Origin of the sequence: Streptomyces sp. NPDC017448 (genome assembly GCF_044330565.1) — a bacterium.
In the GTDB taxonomy this organism is placed as follows: Bacteria; Actinomycetota; Actinomycetes; order Streptomycetales; family Streptomycetaceae; genus Streptomyces.
This window is the reverse complement of the sequence record NZ_JBIRLM010000001.1, coordinates 969,169-987,301: the sequence shown is the minus strand read 5'-3', so window position 1 is coordinate 987,301 and position 18,133 is coordinate 969,169. Positions and strand designations below refer to the sequence as shown.

Sequence of the window (18,133 nt, the reverse complement as noted above, 5' to 3'; positions counted from 1 at the left end):
TTACGCGGCCAGTCCCAGCGCGGCCATCCGCTTGGTGTGGGCCTCGGTGATCCGGGAGAACATCCGGCCCACCTCGGCCAGGTCGAAGCCGTCCGCGACGCCGCCGACGAGCATCGTCGAGAGGGCGTCGCGGTCGGCGACCACCCGCTGGGCCTGCGAGAGCGCCTCGCCCATCAGGCGGCGCGCCCACAGCGCGAGACGACCGCCGAGCCGCGGGTCGGCCTCGATGGCGGCGCGCACCTTCTCCACGGCGAAGTTCCCGTGGCCCGTGTCGTCGAGCACGGACAGCACGAGGGCCCGGGTGTCGGTGTCCAGCCGGGCCGCGACCTCGCGGTAGAAGTCGCTGGCGATCGAGTCGCCGACGTACGCCTTGACCAGGCCCTCCAGCCAGTCGGACGGGGCGGTCTGGCGGTGGAAGTCGTCGAGCGCCTTGGCGAACGGCTCCATCGCGGCGGTGGGGTCCTCCTCCACGGCGGTCAGCCGGCGGCTGAGCTGCTCGAAGTGGTGGAACTCGGCGGCGGCCATCTTCGCCAGCTCCGCCTTGTCCGCGAGGGTCGGGGCGAGCTTCGCGTCCTCCGCCAGCCGTTCGAAGGCCGCCAGCTCTCCGTAGGCGAGGGCGCCGAGCAGGTCCACGACGGCTGCGCGGTACTGCGGGTCGGCGGCCGCGGTGGCCCAGTCCTGGGCGGCGATCCCGGTGGCTCCGGCGGGTTCGGCGGGGGTGTCGGTGGCGTGGTCTGGCGTCTCCATGAACGGAACGATAGCCCTCTCCGCTCAGGGCGGAAGGGGCTGGTCAGCCGGGGCTCCCTACCGTTCCGATGAATTCGTCCGACACACATGCGCGAATCCGGGGTACAGTGGTATTGCGCTTACTGAGCACTGTGCTGTGCCAGAGGCGCGCCCTTGAATGAGGATGCCCGGTCGGTGGCCCGATCGGCTCCGACCCGACAGCCCTCCACGCGGTGCGTACGACACGTACGACGGCAGATGAGGGGCCCCCTCAGCGGCACGAGCGCTCGAGCGACGGCAGTGGTCCCGCGCCACCCGGCCCTTAACCGGCCGGATGACCAACCCGGCACGGTACGACCCCCAGCGTTCGCCTCGGACCGCGTCTCACAGAAGAGGCAGCACCCTGACTACGTTCCGAGACCTCGGCATTCTTCCCGAGACGGCCGAAGCCCTTGAGGCGGTCGGCATCACGTCCCCCTTCCCCATCCAGGAGCTGACGCTCCCCGTAGCCCTCTCCGGCTCCGACGTCATCGGCCAGGCCAAGACCGGCACCGGCAAGACGCTCGGCTTCGGTCTTCCGCTCCTGGAGCGCGTGACCGTCCCCGCCGACGTCGAGGCCGGGCGCGCCAAGCCCGAACAGCTGACCGACGCCCCGCAGGCGCTCGTCGTCGTCCCCACCCGCGAGCTGTGCCAGCAGGTCACCAACGACCTGCTCACGGCCGGCAAGGTCCGTAACGTCCGCGTTCTCGCGATCTACGGCGGCCGGGCGTACGAGCCCCAGGTCGAGGCCCTGAAGAAGGGCGTCGACGTGATCGTCGGCACCCCGGGCCGCCTGCTGGACCTGGCGGGCCAGCGCAAGCTCGACCTCTCCCACATCCGCGGGCTCGTCCTCGACGAGGCCGACGAGATGCTGGACCTGGGCTTCCTGCCCGACGTCGAGCGCATCATCACGATGCTGCCGCCCAAGCGCCAGACGATGCTGTTCTCGGCGACCATGCCGGGCGCCGTCATCAGCCTGGCCCGGCGCTACATGTCGCAGCCGACGCACATCAACGCCACGTCGCCCGACGACGAGGGCACGACCGTCAAGAACACGGTCCAGCACGTCTACCGCGCCCACAACATGGACAAGCCGGAGATGCTCGCCCGCATCCTCCAGGCCGAGGGCCGCGGGCTCGCGATGATCTTCTGCCGCACGAAGCGCACGGCGGCCGACATCGCCGAGCAGCTGGAGAAGCGCGGCTTCGCCTCCGGCGCGGTCCACGGCGACCTCGGCCAGGGCGCCCGTGAGCAGGCGCTGCGCGCCTTCCGCAACGGCAAGGTCGACGTCCTGGTCTGCACCGACGTCGCCGCCCGCGGCATCGACGTCGAGGGTGTGACCCACGTCGTGAACTACCAGTCGCCGGAGGACGAGAAGACCTACCTCCACCGCATCGGCCGCACCGGCCGCGCGGGCGCCAAGGGCATCGCGATCACGCTGGTCGACTGGGACGACATCCCGCGCTGGCAGCTGATCAACAAGGCGCTGGACCTGAAGTTCCCGGACCCGCCGGAGACGTACTCCACCTCGCCGCACCTCTTCGAGGAGCTGGGCATCCCGGCCGGCACCAAGGGCGTGCTGCCGCGCGCCGACCGGACCCGTGCCGGTCTGCGCGCCGAGGAGGTCGAGGACCTGGGCGAGACGGGCGGCCGCGGCCGCAAGTCCGCCGCCCCCGCTCCGGCGCGCGAGGAGCGCGAGGAGCGCACCCGTACGCCGCGTCAGCGCCGCCGCACCCGTGGCGGAACCGGTGCGGAGGGGGACGCCGTGACCGTGCCCGCCCCCTCCCAGGAGGCGGTTCCGGCCGCCCCGGCCGCTGAGGACGGCGGGTCCGACGCGCCGCGCACTCCGCGTCGTCGCCGCCGCACCCGCGTCAGCGCCACCGAGGCGGCCGTGGCGGTCGCCGAGGCTCCGACGGTGCCCGCGCCGGTGACCGAGGCCGCCCCGGTGGCCGAGGCCGCTCCGGTCGCGCAGCCCCAGGCCGAGCCGGTCGCGCAGCCCGTGGCCGAGCCGGTGGCCGAGGCCGCCGCGGAGACGAAGCCGCGCCGTCGTCGCAGCCGCGCCGCGAAGCCAGTGGCGGAGGAGGCGGCCGCGCCCGTCGCCGCCGCTCCGGCCGCGTCGGCCCCGGCCGAGTTCCAGACCGTGGCGGGCGCCGCGGGCATCACGGAGCCGGCCCCCGAGCCGAAGGCCCGGCCGCGCCGCCGCGCGCGGATCGCGAAGCCTGCCGACGAGGTCGACTTCCAGATCGCCCCGGCCGCCGAGCCGGAGCCCGAGACGAAGACGCGCCGCCGCCCGGCCCGCGCCGCCTCGAAGCCGAAGACGGAGCCGAAGGCGAAGGCCGAGTCCCGGACGAAGGCCGAGCCGAAGGGTGAGGCCGCCGTCGCCGAGTCCGCTCCGGCCGAGCCGAAGTCCCGGGCGACCAGGACGACGAAGTCCCGCGCCAAGGCGGAGACGGTGTCGGAGCCCGCGGAGAAGACCGCCGCGAAGACCCCGTCGAAGGCCGCCTCCGGGGCGGTCGCCGCCGAGGCCCCGGCCCCCGAGGCGGAGGCCAAGCCCCGCCGCCGCCGGGCCACCCGCACCGTCACCTCGACCGCGACGCCGGAGGCCGCCGTGGTCTCCGCCGCCGAGGCCGTGGTGAGCGAGGCCGCCGCCGCGCCGAAGACGCGCCGTCGTCGGGCCACCCGCCCGGCGGGCGCCGCGACGGGGACGAGCGCCGAGAGCTGAGGCTCCCGGCGACACCGCACGACGAACGGCCCCGGCCCCCGCACCCGCGGGGGCCGGGGCCGTTCCCGCTTCCCGGATGCGGTGGCGGCGGCCGCCGGGCAGCGGGGATAGCCTCGCCGTATGAGTCGCCCGCCCACCTTCACCCCCCCGCCCTGCGCCCGCTCCCGTGTCCTGAGCACCGAGCGCGGTGACTTCGCCGTCCTGGACGCCGTACCGCGTACCCCGGCGCGGGCCACCGCCCTGCTGCTGCCCGGGTACACCGGCAGCAAGGAGGACTTCGTCGCCCTGCTCGAACCGCTGTGCGCGGCGGGCTACCGGGTGGTCGCCGTGGACGGCCGGGGGCAGTACGCGTCGCGGGGGACGGGCCGCCGGGAGAGCTACGCCCAGGCCGAACTGGCCCGGGACGTGCTCGCCCAGGCGGCGGCTTCGGAGGCCGGCGAAGGGGGGCTGCACCTGGTCGGGCACTCGCTCGGCGGCCAGATCGCCCGCGCCGCCGTCCTGCTGGACGCCGCCCCGTTCCGCTCGCTGACGCTCATGTCCTCGGGCCCCGCCGAGGTGGTCGCCGCCCAGCGGGACAAGGTGAAGATGCTGAGCGACGCACTGGCCGTGCTGTCCATGGACGAGGTGTGGGAGGCGATGCGGGCGCTGGACCCCCCGCAGGACGCGGACACCGGCGACGGCGCGGACCTGCGCCGCCGCTGGCTCGCCCACGACCCGGCCCAGCTGATCGCCACCGGGGCCCAGCTGGCGTCCGAACCGGACCGGGTGGACGAGCTGGCCGCCGTGGGGCTGCCCGTCCACGTCCTGTCCGGGGAGCGCGACGACGTCTGGCCGGTGGAGCTGTTCGACGCCATGGCGCGGCGTCTCGGCGCCCGCCGCACCACGATCGCCGGGGCCGAGCACTCCCCCAACACCGCCCGCCCGCTGGAGACCGCGCAGGCCCTGGCAGCGTTCTGGGACGGCCTGGCGCCGTCCGCCTGACGCCCGCCCGCGGACGCCCTGCTCCGGTGCCCGGGCCCCGACGGGTCAGTACTGCGCCTGCAGGTGCTGCCAGAAGCCGTCGCGGAGCGCCCGCCGCAGGTGGGCGTGGCCGCGCAACGAGCGCTGGAGCAGGCGTTCCGCCTCGACCAGGAGGTCCTGGTCGATGGAGCCGGGCAGGTAGGGGTGGCCGGGCAGCAGGTCGGCCAGGGATTCCCGGCCCCGGGCCGCGAGCCAGGCCGCGGCGATCTGCGCGCCGACGAAGCGGACGTCCTCCCGGGAGGGGGCCGGGGTGTCGTCCTCGTACGTGGTGACGGGCCGCCGGGTGACGTAGGGGCGGCAGAAGTCGAGGTCGAAGGTGCGCTGGCTGTCCACCTCCCACAGCAGCGGTTCGGCCTGGTTGCGCCCCTCGGCCGCCTCGATGCCCCAGAGGTGCACGCGTGCCCCGTACCCCTGGGCCGCCTCGACCGCCGAGACCAGGTCCTCGTCGCCTCCGACGAGGGCCGCGTCGCTGATGGCGCGGTGGCGGGCGAGGGATTCGAGGTCGGTGCGGATGAGCGAGTCGACGCCTTTCTGCTGGTTGTTGGCGTTGAGGTTGCCGAGCCGCACCTTGACGTCGGGCAGCTCGGCGATGGCCTGCTGCTCGGTGGTGTGGATGCGGCGCCGGGCCCCGTCGTACCAGTAGACGCGCAGCAGCCTGCTGTCCGCGAAGATCGTGCGGGCCTTGTCGATGAAGGCGTCGATCAGCCCTTCGGCGTCGAGGTCGAAGGAGCGCCGGTCCTCGGTGCCGGTGACGAGCAGCCCGGCCGCCGCGTACACGTAGCCGGCGTCCACGAAGATGGCGTGCGTCGACGGGGTCTTGGCGACCTCGACGAGCATCCGCTGGAGCAGCTCGTTGGTGCGGTCCAGGCGGGCGGCCAGATCGGCTCCCGCCCCGAGCCGCGGGTCCGCCTCGTTCATGCGGGCCCCATGGTCTGTGGTGGTGCGGCTACCCACGGGTACTTAGACATCCAAAAAATTTCCTTAGCGTAGGGAATGTTTGCAGGGGGCATCTCGTTGTCACTGGTGTGGAACGCGTGGGAAGCCTCGCGTTCCCCCTCTTGCCGGTGGGACGTCCCGCCGGCGCCAGCAGTTCTCCAGCAGGAGGATCAGACGAAGGGAAGCCCTATGCGCTTCGAGATCATGCGCCTCGACGACGTCGACGGTACCGCCGTGGACAGCTCCGTCGTGGACGCCGCCTCCGTCAACCGGATCGTGCAGCAGGCCGCGGCAACGGGCCAGCGCCTCTACATCCGGCCGGCCGACAGTTCGGCTTCGTGACGCACGACGGGCCGATGACGCCCGAGGAGGCCCCGGGTCTCGCCGCATCGCGCCGTTGAAGACGAAGCGCCCCCGTACGGAAGGTCCGTGCGGGGGCGCAGTGGTGTCCGGCGGAGGTGCGCACGTCCGGGGTCAGGAGTTCTGGATGACCTGGGTGACGCCGTTGATGATCTGCTGGACGGCGATGGCGGAGAGCATCATGCCGGCGAGCCGGGTGACCAGCACCACGCCGCCGTCCTTGATCACCCGGATGATGACGAGCGAGTAGCGCATGGCCAGCCAGAGCACCACGTGCATGGCGACGATCGCGGACCACACCGAGAGCTGACCGCCCAGGCCGTCGGCGTGCTGCACCGCGAGGATGACCGAGACGATGGCGCCGGGCCCGGCGAGCAGCGGCATGCCCAGCGGTACGAGCGCCACGTTGACGTCCTTGGTCTGCGTCGGCTCGTCCGTCTTGCCGGTCAGCAGGTCGAGCGCGATGAGCAGCAGGAGGAGCCCTCCGGCGATCATCAGCGCGGGCACGGAGACGTGCAGGTAGTCGAGGATCTGCTGACCGAGCACGCCGAAGACGGCGATCACGCCGAAGGCGACCATGACCGCCTGGAGCGCCATTTTGCGCTGCACCTTGGCGGGGCGGCCCGCCGTGAGGGCGAGGAAGATCGGCGTGATCCCGGGCGGGTCCATGATCACAAATAGGGTGAGAAAAAGGGATCCGAAGACAGCGACGTCGAACACAGTGAGCCTTGCGAGAGAAGAGGGGTGGTACGGGGGCGGCGCGGGCCCGGGCAGCGGGCGTCGCGGTGCGTGGGCACGCGACGGTACGCACGGGGTACGCGGTGGGGGAAGGGTGGCGCGGTACGGGGGAGCTAGCGGTGGACGGCTCCACCGGCGCCCGGCACGGGGAAGGCTCCCGTGGCGCGCCGGGTGATCTCGCCGTAGATCTCGGGATCGGTGGTCCACGCGCCGAGCTCGACGGCCTTCCGGCTGCCGTGGTAGTCGCTGGAGCCGGTCGTCAGCAGGTCCAGTTCGCGGGCGAGGCCGCGCAGCCGGGCCCGGGCGGGCTCGTCGTGGTCCATGTGGTCGACCTCGACGCCGTCGAGACCGGCGTCGGCGAGCGCGGCGATGGTGGACTCGGGGACCACCGCGCCGCGTTTCACGGCGGCCGGGTGGGCGAAGACGGTGACGCCCCCCGCGGCCTTCACCAGGCGGACGGCGTCGAAGGGGTCGAACTCGTGCTTCTCCGCGTACGCCCGGCCCCCGTTGCCCAGCCACTCCGGCGTGAAGGCGTCGGAGACGGTGGGGACGACGCCGAGTTCGACGAGGGCGGCGGCGACGTGCGGGCGGCCGACCGAGCCGTCCCCGGCGATGCGTGCGACCTGCTCCCAGGTGATGGGGACGTCGAGGGCGCGCAGCTTGCGGACCATCTCCCGGGCGCGCGGCGTCCGGTCGTCGCGGACGCGTTCCCGGGCCTGCGCCAACTCGGCGTCGGCCGGGTCGAAGAGGTACGCCAGCAGGTGCATGCTCACGCCGTCCACGCGGCAGGACAGCTCGGCCCCGGTGACCAGGGTGAGCCCCTCGGGCAGCGCGTCGACGGCCTCGCGGTGGCCGCCCACCGTGTCGTGGTCGGTGAGCGCGACGACGTCCAGCCCCGCGGCGGCGGCGTTCGCGACCAGCTGGGCGGGGGTGTCCGTGCCGTCCGAAGCGGTGGAGTGGGTGTGCAGGTCGATGCGCACGACGCGTGACTCCGGGGCTCGCGGGCGGACGGGGGACCGCTCAAGGATAACCGCCGCGCACCTGGTCCCCGGCCGCGCTCGGGGCCCGGCAGACGGGCTCAGGGCCGGGCGCCACGGGACCGGCCCGCGCTCGGGCCCCGTGCGTCCGGCCGCGCCACATGCCCGCCGGACCGCCCGTGGACCGGACCGCACGCGGGCCGGACCGCGCCCGCGCGCCCCGCACCGCCCCGCCGCACGCACCGCCCCGTCGCGCGTACGCCGCCCCTACCGCGCAGGCCGCCCCTACCGCTCCCCCGTCGCCTGTCGGGGCGGCGACTCGGGGGTGGCGAGCAGACGGGGGGTGAGCGCGCCGCAGGGGACCAGGTCCACCTCTCCCCCGGCGTCCCGCAGGTCGGTCAGGACCAGTTCGTCGTACATCAGGAGCCCCGACTGCTCCGGCCACAGGATCGCCCAGAGCCACAGCCCGCGCGCCTCGCCGGCGAAGACGGCCCGGTCCGCCGGGGCGTTCTTGACGTGCCAGAGCGGGGTGGGGCGGCCGGCGGCGTGGACCTTGGCGTCGGGGGCGGAGTCGACGTTCAGGTGGGGGCCGGGGTCCAGGCCCTCGATCCCGGCGTACCGGGCGCCGAGTCCGACGCCCAGCTCCTCGGCGACGAGCAGCAGCTCGCCCATCCCGCCCAGCGGCCCGGGCCCGGAGCAGGCCACGGCGGTCGCCCGGCCGCCGCTGCGGTCGTCGCCCGCGCTGGCGACGCCGGTGAACAGCCAGCCCACGGGGAGCGGCCAGGGCATCCAGACGGGCACCCGGGCGCGGTGCACCACGACGCCGAGCGCCTCGACGCTCGGCGGGATGACCGGCTGCAGCGGGTGGACCTGGCCGTGCGCGGAGCACTGCCAGGCGTCGGCGAAGAGACCGGGCGCCCTGACCCGGCCACCGCACTTCGGGCAACTGGGTTCGCCCCTCATAACCACCAACCGTCCTCCCCGCCGGACCTCCCGTCAAGGACGATCACCCGTCCGCAGCGTGGCTCCGACCGGGGAAAATAGATGTAGCTTGCATTTATTAGATTGTCTAACTTATTCTGTGCATAACGCATCGATCCGGTGGGACCGAAGGAGAGGGAGAGAGTCCATGCAGGGAGCGGATCCGTTCGACGAAGGGGCCACGGGGGCCGGGCTCCTGCGCCAGCCGAAGGCCGTCTGGGCGACGGCGGGCGCGTCGGTGGTGGCCTTCATGGGGATCGGCCTGGTGGACCCGATCCTGCCGTCCATCGCCAAGGGGCTGGAGGCGTCACCGAGCCAGGTGTCGCTGCTGTTCACCTCGTACTTCCTGATCACCGCCTTCGCGATGCTGGTCACCGGCTTCGTCTCCAGCCGCATCGGCGGCCGCAGGACCCTGCTGGCCGGTCTCGCGCTCGTGATCGTCTTCGCCGCGCTCTCGGGGACCTCGTCCTCCGTCGGGGAGCTGGTCGGCTTCCGGGCCGGCTGGGGGCTGGGCAACGCCCTCTTCGTCTCCACCGCCCTCGCGGTGATCGTCGGAGCGGCGGCGGGCGGCAGCGCGGCGGCGATCCTGCTGTACGAGTCGGCGCTCGGCCTCGGCATGGCGTGCGGGCCGCTGCTGGGCGCGGTGCTGGGCGACGCGAGCTGGCGCTACCCGTTCTTCGGGACGGCGGCGCTGATGGCGGTCGGCCTCCTCTGCATCGCGGCCTTCCTCAAGGAGCAGCCGAAGCCCGCCCGCAAGACGTCCCTGCTCGATCCGGTGAAGGCGCTGGGCCACGGCGGTCTGGCCTCGGTGGCGGCCTCGGCGTTCTTCTACAACTACGCCTTCTTCACGATCCTGGCGTTCACGCCGTTCGTGCTGGACATGACCCCGTACAAGTCGGGTGCGGTCTTCTTCGGCTGGGGTCTGCTGCTCGCCGTCTTCTCCGTGCTGGTGGCCCCGCGCCTCCAGCGCCGTTTCGGCTCGCTCCGGGTGCTCGGAGCCTCGCTCGTGCTGCTCGCCGCCGACCTGCTGGTCCTCGGGTACGGCAGCCACACCACGGCGATCGTCGCCACGGTCGTCTCCGGCGCGTTCATCGGCATGAACAACACCGTCTACACCGAGCTGGCCCTCGGGGTCTCGGACGCGCCGCGCCCGGTGGCGAGCGCCGGGTACAACTTCGTCCGCTGGTTCGCCGCGGCGGCGGCGCCCTTCCTGGCCCCGAAGATCGAGGAGTGGACCGACGTGCACATCCCGTTCGTGGTGGCCGCGCTCGCCGCCGTCGCCGGAGCGGTCGTCGTGGGCGTCCGGCGCACGGCGCTGACCCACGAGGCGGAGGAGCTGGCGCCCGCCCACGCCGAGGAGGACGGCGTCGCGGTCTTCGCCGACTGACGGCCCGCGACCCCGGCCCCGGCCGGTTCAGTCCAGCGGTACGGACGTGCGCAGCGGATCGCGCAGGTCCGTGCCGTGCGTCAGCCACCGCTCCTGGAGCTCCTGCGCCCCGCGCACCCGCTTCCAGGCGGCCTCGTTGCGCGTCATCGGCAGCAGCGGCAGGAAGCGCACCGGGTCCATCGGCTCGTCCAGCTCCAGGTCCTCCACCAGGCCGCCGGACTCCGCGACCAGGACGGAGGTGAACGGGGCCCGGGGCCACAGCGGTTCACCCACGTCCAGCGAGGCGCCCGGCGCCACGACCACCCCCTCGACCTGGGGGGAGGCGGCCAGCACGGCGAGCGGGCGCAGCACCTGGTCGGTGTCGGCGAGCCCGCCCCGTACGGAGAGGACCAGCTCGGCGCGGGGGCCCTTCACCGGGTCCGCGAGGGGGGAGGTCGGGTCCGCCATCGGCGCACCCGACATGCCGAGCGTCGCGTACCGCACGATGTCGCCGTCGAGGAAGCGCAGCACCTGGATGCGGTCCGTGCCGAGGAACGTCACATCGGCGCGGGCTTCCGGCTCCCCGAGGGCGGAGACGAGCCGGGCCTCGACCAGCGCGAGAATTTCTGCCATGCCGCGAGCATAGATCGCGTAGCCAATGGGCAAAGTACGGGATTGGCCCTTGGACGGCTGATAGCCTGGCCGCCGGTCGGGACAGCACGCAGAAGCGTCGCTCTTCTTCGTCCCGACGACACGTCGTCCCCCACGGGGGACCGACCGGAGGAGGTGGGGACTGCCATGGATCCAAGTCGACCGTGCAGTACCGACCGCTCCTCCGCACCTCGCCTTTCCCGCTGATCCGACGCCTCGTCGGCCGCCCGGGCCGACATCGCCGTCGTCGCCGGACACCCCCCGACAGCGGTTCGCGTGACGGAAGAGCCCTTCGTTTCTGCCTGCCTGCAACGAATTTTGCCTGTCTGTAGCGAACGCCGTCATCGCGCCCGCGCGGTGCCGCCCGCTTTGCGGACGTGAGCGCACGTCCCCATTCCGGGCTGTTCCACGCCCTCGCCGACGGCCCTCCGTGAAGGAGCCAGCCATGTCGATGATCCGTGACCTGCGCGCCGCCGTGCGCCCGTCCCTGCGCCCGTCCTTCCGCAAGAACGGCGGCACCCCGTACAGCGCGTACGACGCCACCCGCGACCCGTCCGCCTCCAGCGCCGTCGTCGACTGCGCCGTCTACCGCGACGGCAGCCGCCTGGCGGCGCCCGCGGTTCCGACGCCGCACGAGGCCATGCTCCAGGTGCGGGAGGAGGGCGGCTTCGCGTGGATCGGTCTGCACGAGCCGACCGAAGCCGAATTCGCGGGCATCGCCCGGGAGTTCGGGCTGCACCCGCTGGCCGTCGAGGACGCCGTCCACGCCCACCAGCGGCCCAAGCTGGAGCGGTACGACGACACGCTGTTCACCGTCTTCAAGACGATCCACTACGTGGAGCACGCCGAACTGACCGCGACCAGCGAGGTCGTGGAGACCGGCGAGGTGATGTGCTTCACCGGCCGGGACTTCGTCATCACCGTCCGGCACGGCGGCAAGGGCTCCCTGCGCGCCCTGCGCCACCGCCTCCAGGACGACCCCGAGCTGCTGGCCAAGGGCCCCTCCGCGGTGCTGCACTCCATCGCCGACCATGTCGTCGACGGGTACATCGCGGTGGCCGAGGCGGTGCAGGACGACATCGACGAAGTGGAGATCGACGTCTTCTCCACGCCGGTCAAGGGCGGCCGGCGCGGGTCGGACGCGGGCCGGATCTACCAGCTCAAGCGCGAGGTGCTGGAGTTCAAGCGGGCCGTCTCCCCCCTGCTGCGCCCCATGCAGCTGCTGAGCGAGCGCCCGATGCGGCTGATCGACCCCGACATCCAGAAGTACTTCCGCGACGTCGCCGACCACCTCGCCCGGGTCCAGGAGGAGGTCCTCGGCTTCGACGAACTGCTGAACTCGATCCTCCAGGCCAATCTGGCGCAGGCCACCGTCACGCAGAACGAGGACATGCGCAAGATCACCTCCTGGGCGGCGATCATCGCCGTGCCGACGATGATCTGCGGCGTCTACGGCATGAACTTCGACTACATGCCCGAGTTGGAGTGGAAGTACGGCTATCCGCTGGTGCTCGGGGTGATCGGGGCGGTCTGCTTCTCGATCCACCGCATCCTCAAGCGCAACGGCTGGCTCTGAGGGGCGGGGGCCGGTCTAAGCTCGCGCCCATGACTGACGCTGCCGCCGACCTGTTGGCCAGGGCCCTCGCCGAGGAGGCCACGAAGAAGTCCGGTCTGGTCTGGGTACGGGCCGCCGGCCCCGCCCGTGCCGTCTGGCACGTCTGGCACGAGGGCGCGGCGCTCCTGGTCGGCGGCCCCGGTGAGCAGCCGCTGCCGGAGGGCCTGGCCGACGGGGGCCGCGCCGAGGTGACCGTACGCAGCAAGGACAAGGGCGGCCGGATCGTCGCGTGGACCGCTGCCGTACGTTTCCTGGCGCCGCGCTCCGAGGAGTGGGAGGCGGCGGTCGCCGAGCTGAAGGGCAAGCGGCTGAACGCGCCGGACGCCGAGGCGATGCCCGAGCGGTGGGCGCGCACCTGCACGGTGGCGCGGCTGACGCCCGAGGCGGTCGGTACCGCGCTCCCGGACGCCTCCCTGGCCGCCGCCCCGCTGCCGACCCCGGCCACCACCCGGAACGCCGTCCCGCCGGCGCTCCCCCGGCTGCTGCGGAAGCGCCGCCGCACGGGCTGACCGCGTCCGCCGCCCGGCGGCGGACACAGCCCCGGCGGACGTGCCGTCAGCCCGCGGACTCGGGGAGCTGGCCGCCGTAGTCGACCGTGTCGCTCTCCTCGGGTGCGTCCAGGGGGAACGGCTGCCCCCAGTCGGCCAGCGAGACCGTGCCTCCGCCGCCGCCCCGCGCCACCCGCACCGGATACGGCTCGTCCTCCAACGAGACGTCGAAGGCCCCGCCCTCGCCCTTGCCGCCCAGGAGCTGGATGGTGCGGTGCCCGGCGACCGTGCCCCGGTCGCCCTTGTTGACCTTGCCGTGCAGCGCGAGGAGCCCGTCGAGCAGGACCTTCTTGTCGGTGAAGCCGCGCAGCCGCTGGTAGCTGGGGTCGCCCTCGGGGACCTTCACGTACTTGCCGCCCAGCTTGTCGGCGGCCGCCACGTCGGCCGGGCCGCCCTCGTCTCCGCCGTCCTCGTGGGACCAGAACTCGGCGGGCGCCTTGAGGAACAGCTCGTCGTCGATCCGCAGCAGCGCGAAGCTCTGCTTCTTCGAACTCACCGACCCCATGCCGCCCTGCGCGTTGAGCTTCATGTCCAGCCGGTAGGCGCCGCCCTTGCTGACCAGCGTGCCCGACAGCCGTACGGCGCTCGCCGCGTCCGCCGCCGCTCTGGCCTTCTCGTCGATCTCGGCGGCGGAGAGTTTCGCGACGCCGTTGGTCCCCTTGTCCGGGTCCTCCTCCGTGCCGCAGGCGGCCAGGGCCGCGGTCAGCCCTCCGCACAGCACCAGGGCGAGGGCGGTCCGGCGACGGTTCCGCGCGGCCGGGGCAAAAGAGGTCACGGGCGTACTGCCTCTCCACTGCGATCGGGGGTAGCAGACGGCAGCGTACCCGGGGAGCGCGCACCGTCCGGCAGCCAGTCGTACGGACGGGTCCGCCGGGGCGCGGTGCGGCGGTACGGGCTAGCCTGAACCCGGCGTACCGGCGAAACACGCTGGTCGGCGCGGTCCGGGTCGCCCCGGGCGGTGCGGGCCGGGCGGGGAAGCACACCGACACGGACGGACGGAGGAGGCGGCGGATGGCTGCGGTCACGCACAGGGTCTTCGTCTCCCACCTGTCCGGGGTGCCCGTGTTCGACCCGAACGGGGACCAGGTCGGCCGGGTCCGCGACCTGGTGGCGATGTTGCGGGTCGGCGGACGGCCGCCGCGCATCCTGGGGCTGGTGGTCGAGGTGATCAGCCGCCGGCGGATCTTCCTGCCGATGACCCGGGTGACGGGCGTCGAGTCCGGCCAGGTGATCACCACCGGGGTCGTCAACATGCGGCGCTTCGAACAGCGGCCCACCGAGCGGCTCGTCCTCGGAGAGTTCCTGGACCGCCGGGTGCGGTTGGTGGACGGCCATGGCCAGGACGGTGAGGAGGTCACCGTCCTGGACGTGGCCATCCAGCAGCTGCCCGCCCGCCGCGACTGGGAGATCGACAAGTACTTCGTCCGCAAGGGGCGCGGCGGTGCGCTGCGCCGCAAGGGCGAGACGCTGACGGTGGAGTGGTCGGCGGTCAGCGGCTTCTCCCTGGACGAGCACGGCCAGGGCGCGGAGAGCCTGGTCGCCACGTTCGAGCGGCTGCGGCCCACGGATGTGGCCAACGCCCTGCACCACCTCTCGCCCAAGCGCCGGGCGGAGGTCGCGGCGGCCCTGGACGACGACCGGCTCGCCGACGTCCTGGAGGAGCTGCCCGAGGACGACCAGGTGGAGATCCTCGGCAAGCTCGCCGAGGAGCGGGCCGCCGACGTCCTGGAGGCGATGGACCCCGACGACGCGGCCGACCTGCTCTCCGAGCTTCCCGAGGAGGACAAGGAGCGGCTGCTGGCGCTGATGCGGCCCGACGACGCGGCGGATGTGCGGCGGCTGCTCTCCTACGAGGAGCGGACGGCGGGCGGTCTGATGACGACCGAGCCGATCGTGCTGCGGCCGGACGCCACGGTGGCCGACGCGCTGGCCCGGGTGCGCCAGCAGGACCTGTCGCCGGCGCTGGCCGCGCAGGTGTACGTCTGCCGCTCCCCCGACGAGACCCCCACGGGCAAGTACCTGGGCACGGTGCACTTCCAGCGGCTGCTGCGCGATCCGCCGTTCACCCTGGTCAGCTCGATCGTCGACAGCGATCTGGTGCCGCTGTCGCCGGACACCCCGCTGCCGACCGTCACCAGCTATCTGGCGGCGTACAACATGGTCTCGGCGCCCGTCGTGGACGAGAGCGGTTCGCTGCTGGGCGCGGTGACCGTGGACGACGTCCTGGACCACCTGCTGCCCGACGACTGGCGCGAGACGGATCTGCACGGCGAGGAGGGGATCGGGCATGGCGGGCGATGAGCGGGCGAAGGCGGCCTCGACCGGCTCCTCGGGCCTGATGCGGCCCCCGCGCACCCGGCTGGACCAGCCGAGGGCCCCGCGTCGGAGGCTGCTGCCGGAGTACGACCCGGAGGCGTTCGGCCGGTTCTCGGAGCGGATCGCCCGCTTCCTCGGGACGGGGCGGTTCATCGTCTGGATGACGCTGATCATCATCGTCTGGGTGCTGTGGAACATCTTCGCGCCGAAGGACCTGCGCTTCGACCAGTACCCGTTCATCTTCCTGACGCTGATGCTCTCGCTCCAGGCCTCCTACGCGGCTCCGCTGATCCTCCTCGCGCAGAACCGGCAGGACGACCGCGACCGGGTCACCCACGAGCAGGACCGCAAGCAGAACGAGCGCTCCATCGCCGACACCGAGTACCTGACGCGGGAGATCGCGGCGCTGCGCATGGGCCTGGGCGAGGTCGCCACCCGCGACTGGATCCGCTCCGAACTCCAGGACATGGTGAAGGACATGGAGGAGCGCCAGTGGGTGTTCCCGGCCGAGAGTGACGAAGGCGACCGCTGACAAGCTACCCGCGCGTAGCCCCCAGCGCCGTAACATCGTCCGTATGGCTACGGAAGACGCGGTGCTTGAGGCACTGTCGACAGTGAACGACCCGGAGATCCACCGCCCGATCACCGAGCTGGGCATGGTGAAATCGGTCGAGATCGATCCTGACGGTGTAGTCGCTGTCACGGTGTATCTCACGGTCTCCGGCTGTCCGATGCGCGAGACGATCACCCGGAACGTGACCGAGGCGGTCGCCCGGGTCGAGGGCGTCTCGCGGGTCGAGGTGACCCTCGACGTCATGAGCGACGAACAGCGCAAGGAGCTGGCGAGCTCGCTGCGCGGCTCCACCGCCGAGCGGGAGGTGCCCTTCGCCCAGCCCGGCTCCCTGACCCGGGTCTACGCGGTCGCCTCCGGCAAGGGCGGCGTCGGCAAGTCCTCGGTGACGGTGAACCTCGCCGCGGCGATGGCGGCGGACGGGCTGAAGGTCGGCGTCGTGGACGCGGACATCTACGGGCACAGCGTGCCCCGGATGCTCGGCGCGGACGGCAAGCCCACCCAGGTCGAGAACATGATCATGCCGCCGTCCTCGCACGGCGTGAAGGTCATCTCCATCGGCATGTTCACCCCGGGCAACGCGCCCGTGGTGTGGCGCGGCCCGATGCTGCACCGGGCGCTCCAGCAGTTCCTCGCCGATGTGTACTGGGGCGACCTGGACGTCCTGCTGCTGGACCTGCCGCCGGGCACCGGCGACATCGCGATCTCGGTGGCGCAGCTCGTGCCGAACGCGGAGATCCTGGTCGTCACGACCCCGCAGCAGGCGGCGGCCGAGGTGGCCGAGCGGGCCGGTTCGATCGCCGTGCAGACCCACCAGAAGATCGTCGGCGTGGTGGAGAACATGTCGGGCATGCCGTGCCCGCACTGCGACGAGACGGTCGACGTGTTCGGTTCGGGCGGCGGGGCGCGGGTCGCCGAGGGGCTGACGCGCACGGTCGGCGCCGAGGTTCCGGTGCTCGGCTCGATCCCGATCGACGTACGGCTGCGGGAGGGCGGCGACGAGGGCAAGCCGGTCGTCCTGTCCGACCCGGACTCCCCGGCCGGGAGCGCGCTGCGCGAGATCGCGCGGAAGCTGGGCGGCCGTCAGCGCGGCCTGTCGGGCATGTCGCTGGGGATCACCCCGCGCAACAAGTTCTGAGCCCGGCCGGCCCGCCCGACGGCGTTCGGACGGTGCACGGCACACGACGGGGCGGGCCGGTGGTCTTCCGGCCCGCCCCGTCGTGTCGTCGGCGCGCCCCCGCCCTCGTGGCGCGTACGCCGCCGCTACGCGTAGGTCTCGATGTCCTTGATGGCCGCGAAGCCGAGACCGTACGCGCTCATCCCCCGCCCGTACGCCCCGATGTGGACGCCCTCGTGGGCGGAGCCGGCGAGGACCCACCCGAACTCGGACTCCCGGTAGTGGAACTCCACCGGAACCCCGTCCACCGGCAGCGAGAGCGTCGTCCAGGGCGCGCTGCCGAGGTCGTCGGCGAGGGTGAACGCCGTCTCGGTCTGCTGGTCCAGCCAGTCGTCGCGCAGGGTGTGGTCCATCTGGGCCGGCCAGGTGTACGCCAGCAGGCCGGAGCCCGCCAGCCAGGCGGCCGAGGACACCGTGGTGGCGTCCAGCACGCCCGTACCGTCGCCGCTGCGCCGCACCGGGCTCGCGGCCACCGTGATGACCGCCGCGAACCGCTCCTTGTCGGCCGAGGCCCCGTCCGTCTTCACCGACGGCTCGTCGCCGTGGCCCGTCGCGCCGTGCTGCACCGTGCCGTCCGCGGCGGTGCCGACCTGCATCAGCCAGCGCGGGCCGGTGAACGCCTCGTCCAGCCCGTACCAGGGGAAGGTCGCCTTCAGATAGCCGTCGACGGACCGCCGGGCGGCCGGGGCCTCCCGCGGCGCCTCCCCCGCCGTGGCCGTGCCCGGGACACCGTCCGTATCAACCCGACTCGTCGTCTCCATCTGCGCGGCCGCCTCCTCGATCAGTCATGATCCGGAGCGGCCCGCCCCCCGCGGGCTCGGGCATCCTCGCAACCGGACAGATGGAGAATAGCCATACCGTCCGGACGAGCCGGGATTGACCGGGGTCAGGTGGCGTCCGCGTCGAACGGCGGACGCTCGGGCCGGTCCTGCTGCGGGGTCTTCTTCAGCAGGTCAGGAGAGGTGTCGCCGGTCTTGGCGAGACGCGTGGAGGAAGTGCCGTCCGCCGCACTGTTGGCGGTATCGGAGGCGGCCGGGGTGCGGCCGTTGACCGCGTCGGTGACCTCGGCCAGGTCCTTGCGCAGGTCGAAGCTCTCGCGGATCTCCTTCAGCCCCAGGTCGTCGTTGCCGTCCATGAGCTGCTTGCGGACGAACGTCTTGGGGTTGAGATCCTCGAACTCGAAGTCCTTGAACTGCGGACCCAGCTCGGAGCGGATGTCTTCCTTGGCGCTGTCCGAGAACTCGCGGACCTTGCGGATGGTGCGGGTGACGTCCTGGATCAGCTTGGGCAGCTTGTCGGGCCCGAAGACCAGCACGGCCAGCACCCCGAGCGTCAGCAGCTCCAGTGCGCCGATGTCATTGAACACCTTGTTGCTCCTCGTGTTCTCCGC

At 72.8% G+C, this 18,133-nt stretch carries 18 protein-coding genes; 9 read left to right on the top strand and 9 right to left on the bottom strand.

Translation table 11 applies throughout. The annotated features are described in order from the left end of the window. Positions 1–747 carry a ferritin-like fold-containing protein gene (locus tag ACH4K1_RS04405; protein WP_398086479.1) on the bottom strand — a complete coding sequence of 249 codons (747 nt, stop codon included), beginning with the start codon at positions 745–747 and terminating at the stop codon, positions 1–3. Between the two features lie 313 nt (positions 748–1,060). Here ACH4K1_RS04405 and ACH4K1_RS04400 point away from each other — a divergent pair, with 313 nt between their 5' ends. Together ACH4K1_RS04400 and ACH4K1_RS04395 are read left to right on the top strand one after the other, a co-directional pair. Continuing rightward, positions 1,061–3,487 (top strand): DEAD/DEAH box helicase, encoded by a 2,427-nt coding sequence (locus ACH4K1_RS04400; RefSeq protein WP_398086476.1) that lies wholly within the window; start codon positions 1,061–1,063, stop codon positions 3,485–3,487. Between the two features lie 120 nt (positions 3,488–3,607). Then, complete coding sequence (locus tag ACH4K1_RS04395; RefSeq protein ID WP_398086473.1) at positions 3,608–4,468, top strand: alpha/beta fold hydrolase; 861 nt, start codon at positions 3,608–3,610, stop codon at positions 4,466–4,468. 45 nt (positions 4,469–4,513) lie between these two features. Here the strand turns inward: ACH4K1_RS04395 and ACH4K1_RS04390 are convergent, their stop codons facing one another. Continuing rightward, positions 4,514–5,425 carry an NYN domain-containing protein gene (locus ACH4K1_RS04390; protein WP_398086471.1) on the bottom strand — a complete coding sequence of 304 codons (912 nt, stop codon included), beginning with the start codon at positions 5,423–5,425 and terminating at the stop codon, positions 4,514–4,516. Between the two features lie 207 nt (positions 5,426–5,632). Between ACH4K1_RS04390 and ACH4K1_RS04385 the strand changes: the two genes are divergently transcribed. Further along, positions 5,633–5,785 carry a hypothetical protein gene (locus ACH4K1_RS04385; protein ID WP_199876345.1) on the top strand — a complete coding sequence of 51 codons (153 nt, stop codon included), beginning with the start codon at positions 5,633–5,635 and terminating at the stop codon, positions 5,783–5,785. Between the two features lie 132 nt (positions 5,786–5,917). On the opposite strand, the gene ACH4K1_RS04380 is transcribed toward ACH4K1_RS04385, so the two are convergent. From ACH4K1_RS04380 to ACH4K1_RS04370, 3 genes are all read right to left on the bottom strand, one after another. Then, positions 5,918–6,523: a MarC family protein gene (locus tag ACH4K1_RS04380; protein WP_228990541.1), complete on the bottom strand. Its 606-nt coding sequence runs from the start codon at positions 6,521–6,523 to the stop codon at positions 5,918–5,920. A 131-nt stretch (positions 6,524–6,654) separates the two neighbouring features. Further along, positions 6,655–7,521 (bottom strand): PHP domain-containing protein, encoded by an 867-nt coding sequence (locus ACH4K1_RS04375; protein WP_398086468.1) that lies wholly within the window; start codon positions 7,519–7,521, stop codon positions 6,655–6,657. A 282-nt stretch (positions 7,522–7,803) separates the two neighbouring features. After that, the gene (locus ACH4K1_RS04370) at positions 7,804–8,481 is read right to left on the bottom strand and encodes a DUF6758 family protein (RefSeq protein WP_398086465.1); all 678 of its coding nucleotides are present in this window, start codon (positions 8,479–8,481) and stop codon (positions 7,804–7,806) included. Positions 8,482–8,647: 166 nt separating this feature from the next. Here ACH4K1_RS04370 and ACH4K1_RS04365 point away from each other — a divergent pair, with 166 nt between their 5' ends. Further along, on the top strand, positions 8,648–9,886 hold the full coding sequence (locus ACH4K1_RS04365) for an MFS transporter (RefSeq protein ID WP_398086462.1): 1,239 nt from the start codon (positions 8,648–8,650) through the stop codon (positions 9,884–9,886). A gap of 27 nt (positions 9,887–9,913) precedes the next feature. Here ACH4K1_RS04365 and ACH4K1_RS04360 read toward each other — a convergent pair whose 3' ends face one another. After that, positions 9,914–10,498 carry a suppressor of fused domain protein gene (locus ACH4K1_RS04360; protein ID WP_398086459.1) on the bottom strand — a complete coding sequence of 195 codons (585 nt, stop codon included), beginning with the start codon at positions 10,496–10,498 and terminating at the stop codon, positions 9,914–9,916. 463 nt (positions 10,499–10,961) lie between these two features. On the opposite strand from ACH4K1_RS04360, the gene ACH4K1_RS04355 reads away from it, so the two are divergent. Beyond that, positions 10,962–12,092, top strand: a complete 1,131-nt coding sequence (locus ACH4K1_RS04355; RefSeq protein WP_398086456.1) for a magnesium and cobalt transport protein CorA — start codon at positions 10,962–10,964, stop codon at positions 12,090–12,092. 29 nt (positions 12,093–12,121) lie between these two features. After that, the gene (locus ACH4K1_RS04350; protein WP_398086454.1) at positions 12,122–12,640 is read left to right on the top strand and encodes a hypothetical protein; all 519 of its coding nucleotides are present in this window, start codon (positions 12,122–12,124) and stop codon (positions 12,638–12,640) included. A 46-nt stretch (positions 12,641–12,686) separates the two neighbouring features. Here ACH4K1_RS04350 and ACH4K1_RS04345 read toward each other — a convergent pair whose 3' ends face one another. Then, positions 12,687–13,454 (bottom strand): hypothetical protein, encoded by a 768-nt coding sequence (locus ACH4K1_RS04345; protein ID WP_398086451.1) that lies wholly within the window; start codon positions 13,452–13,454, stop codon positions 12,687–12,689. Positions 13,455–13,690: 236 nt separating this feature from the next. Between ACH4K1_RS04345 and ACH4K1_RS04340 the strand changes: the two genes are divergently transcribed. Genes ACH4K1_RS04340 through ACH4K1_RS04330 form a run of 3 tightly spaced genes read left to right on the top strand, consistent with a single transcriptional unit; the run spans position 13,691 to position 16,704 of the window. Continuing rightward, positions 13,691–14,980 carry a magnesium transporter MgtE N-terminal domain-containing protein gene (locus ACH4K1_RS04340; RefSeq protein ID WP_398086449.1) on the top strand — a complete coding sequence of 430 codons (1,290 nt, stop codon included), beginning with the start codon at positions 13,691–13,693 and terminating at the stop codon, positions 14,978–14,980. Beyond that, positions 14,967–15,527 carry a DUF1003 domain-containing protein gene (locus tag ACH4K1_RS04335; RefSeq protein ID WP_398086447.1) on the top strand — a complete coding sequence of 187 codons (561 nt, stop codon included), beginning with the start codon at positions 14,967–14,969 and terminating at the stop codon, positions 15,525–15,527. The genes ACH4K1_RS04340 and ACH4K1_RS04335 overlap by 14 nt, the downstream gene beginning before the upstream one ends. Before the next feature lie 43 nt (positions 15,528–15,570). After that, positions 15,571–16,704 (top strand): Mrp/NBP35 family ATP-binding protein, encoded by a 1,134-nt coding sequence (locus ACH4K1_RS04330; RefSeq protein WP_398086444.1) that lies wholly within the window; start codon positions 15,571–15,573, stop codon positions 16,702–16,704. 125 nt (positions 16,705–16,829) lie between these two features. Here the strand turns inward: ACH4K1_RS04330 and ACH4K1_RS04325 are convergent, their stop codons facing one another. Together ACH4K1_RS04325 and ACH4K1_RS04320 are read right to left on the bottom strand one after the other, a co-directional pair. Further along, positions 16,830–17,504, bottom strand: a complete 675-nt coding sequence (locus tag ACH4K1_RS04325; protein WP_398086442.1) for a hypothetical protein — start codon at positions 17,502–17,504, stop codon at positions 16,830–16,832. 125 nt (positions 17,505–17,629) lie between these two features. Next, positions 17,630–18,109, bottom strand: coding sequence for a sec-independent translocase (locus ACH4K1_RS04320; protein WP_073764169.1), 480 nt, complete (start codon positions 18,107–18,109; stop codon positions 17,630–17,632). Between the last annotated feature and the right edge of the window lie 24 nt (positions 18,110–18,133).

What these genes read in the sequence shown, in the direction of transcription:
- ACH4K1_RS04405 (WP_398086479.1), bottom strand. Translation starts at nt 747, where the DNA reads ATGGAGACGCCAGACCACGCCACCGACACCCCCGCCGAACCCGCCGGA.
- ACH4K1_RS04400 (WP_398086476.1), top strand. Translation starts at nt 1,061, where the DNA reads ATGACCAACCCGGCACGGTACGACCCCCAGCGTTCGCCTCGGACCGCG.
- ACH4K1_RS04395 (WP_398086473.1), top strand. Translation starts at nt 3,608, where the DNA reads ATGAGTCGCCCGCCCACCTTCACCCCCCCGCCCTGCGCCCGCTCCCGT.
- ACH4K1_RS04390 (WP_398086471.1), bottom strand. Translation starts at nt 5,425, where the DNA reads ATGAACGAGGCGGACCCGCGGCTCGGGGCGGGAGCCGATCTGGCCGCC.
- ACH4K1_RS04385 (WP_199876345.1), top strand. Translation starts at nt 5,633, where the DNA reads ATGCGCTTCGAGATCATGCGCCTCGACGACGTCGACGGTACCGCCGTG.
- ACH4K1_RS04370 (WP_398086465.1), bottom strand. Translation starts at nt 8,481, where the DNA reads ATGAGGGGCGAACCCAGTTGCCCGAAGTGCGGTGGCCGGGTCAGGGCG.
- ACH4K1_RS04365 (WP_398086462.1), top strand. Translation starts at nt 8,648, where the DNA reads ATGCAGGGAGCGGATCCGTTCGACGAAGGGGCCACGGGGGCCGGGCTC.
- ACH4K1_RS04360 (WP_398086459.1), bottom strand. Translation starts at nt 10,498, where the DNA reads ATGGCAGAAATTCTCGCGCTGGTCGAGGCCCGGCTCGTCTCCGCCCTC.
- ACH4K1_RS04355 (WP_398086456.1), top strand. Translation starts at nt 10,962, where the DNA reads ATGTCGATGATCCGTGACCTGCGCGCCGCCGTGCGCCCGTCCCTGCGC.
- ACH4K1_RS04350 (WP_398086454.1), top strand. Translation starts at nt 12,122, where the DNA reads ATGACTGACGCTGCCGCCGACCTGTTGGCCAGGGCCCTCGCCGAGGAG.
- ACH4K1_RS04340 (WP_398086449.1), top strand. Translation starts at nt 13,691, where the DNA reads ATGGCTGCGGTCACGCACAGGGTCTTCGTCTCCCACCTGTCCGGGGTG.
- ACH4K1_RS04335 (WP_398086447.1), top strand. Translation starts at nt 14,967, where the DNA reads ATGGCGGGCGATGAGCGGGCGAAGGCGGCCTCGACCGGCTCCTCGGGC.
- ACH4K1_RS04330 (WP_398086444.1), top strand. Translation starts at nt 15,571, where the DNA reads ATGGCTACGGAAGACGCGGTGCTTGAGGCACTGTCGACAGTGAACGAC.
- ACH4K1_RS04325 (WP_398086442.1), bottom strand. Translation starts at nt 17,504, where the DNA reads ATGGAGACGACGAGTCGGGTTGATACGGACGGTGTCCCGGGCACGGCC.